The sequence below is a fragment of the Chitinophaga sp. genome, assembly GCF_036566945.1.
Classification (GTDB): Bacteria; Bacteroidota; Bacteroidia; order Chitinophagales; family Chitinophagaceae; genus Chitinophaga.
The window spans coordinates 1-1,629 of record NZ_DATCVJ010000695.1 but is presented as its reverse complement, the minus strand read 5'-3'; the positions used below and the strand labels follow the sequence as shown (position 1 = coordinate 1,629).

Annotated in this window: 1 protein-coding gene; it reads right to left on the bottom strand. The window is 48.0% G+C overall.

Annotated features, from left to right (window positions below; genetic code table 11):
- Nucleotides 1-1,629 (bottom strand): exopolysaccharide transport family protein (locus VIP81_RS20975; RefSeq protein WP_331965816.1); only part of this gene is annotated, 1,629 nt, incomplete at both ends.

Sequence of the window (1,629 nt, the reverse complement as noted above, 5' to 3'; positions counted from 1 at the left end):
ACTTTACCGTGCGTCTGAATAAGCCTGGTTTCTTTACAACTTCCGTGTAGCCGTATCCGTTAATATCACCATATCCGGACCCATACCCGTATCCTGCTACACCTTGTCGTTTTATACCATTGAATACAATATTCAATCTTCCCAGTTCCCTGTTCTGATACAACTCTTCTACCAGTTTCAGATAATGTTTTGGTGTACGCTGATGGCGCACCACATACAAGGTCGCATCACAGAAGGGAGCAATTAACCTCGCATCTGTTACCAGCCCTACCGGTGCAGAGTCAATGATGATATAATCAAAACGTTCTTTCAGCTCCTGCAGCAGGTGTTCCAGCTGGCCATTTAAAATAAGTTCACTGGGGTTAGGAGGCATGATGCCGGCAGACAAGAGATATAAAAAATCATTGTCGCCTACTTTTTGCAGAATATCGGGCAGCGTAGCCTTTCCCACCAGGTAGTTGCTGAGGCCCGGGTCTACACGCATGCCCAACATTTTACTGATCATGGGTTTTCTCAGATCAAATTCCAGCAATGCCACTTTCTTTTTGGCGAGTGAAAGACTCATTGCCAGGTTCACAGAGATAAAACTTTTGCCCTCGCCGGAAATAGAAGATGTAATTAATAATGTTTTGCGATCTCCATTCAATCCAATATAGGACAGTGCCGTTCTTAAGGCCCTGAATTGCTCTGCCACTGCGGTTCTGCTGTGATTGCTCATCACTACCGGATCTTTCCCGTCGTGATGCATAATTTCAGCAGCAATGGGCGCGGTCGTCACTTTTTCAATATCCGCACGGAACATTACTTCCCGGTTCATCATATCTTTCAGCGACACAAATCCTGCTACCAGCGACAACGCGGCCAGCACAGAGATGGCCAGCACCATCGGTTTCTGCGGACTGAAAGGATAGGCGGCTGATTCGGCAGCGTCCACTACCCGGCTGTCTGATACCGCGGCGGCATAAGCCAGCGCTGTTTCTTCCCGTTTCTCCAGCAAAAAAGTATAAATGTTATTCTTGATTACCTGCTGCCGGCTTACTTCCAGTAATGCCTTCTCTTTCCCCGGCACGCTGCGGATAATGCCCATGTTGCGGCTGTTCTCCGCTTGTAGTCTCGTCATGCCTGCCTGCAAATTAGCGCGCAGACTTCCAATATTTTCCTTAATGGCGGGCTTCAACCGTTCACACTGCCGGTTTAAACTGGCCAGCAGCGGGCTGTTTTCGCCGGTTGTTTTACGCAGCCGGTCCAGTTGCAATTCTGTTTCCGTTAACCGGGTTACCAGTTCCAGCAATACCGGGTCAGAGAGACCGAGGGTGCCGGGAACGATGTTTCCCCCGGGATTCTGGCTATCCACATATTTCTCTACCGCATCCAGTACAGACAACTGCATGTTAGCTTCGCTGATTTTACGATCATTTTCCTGTACGCTGGCAAGAAATAGTTTACTCTGCTCTCCGATGTCTACAATGCCTTCTGCTGTTTTAAAATGTTCCACCTGTGTTTCTGCCTGCCCAAGTTCAGTACTTACAATACGCAGGCGTTCTTCCACGAAGCTCATGGTGTTGGCAGAGGTTCTGTTTTTATCTTCTACGGCAGCTTTGTTATACACACTGATCAGTTCATTTACGA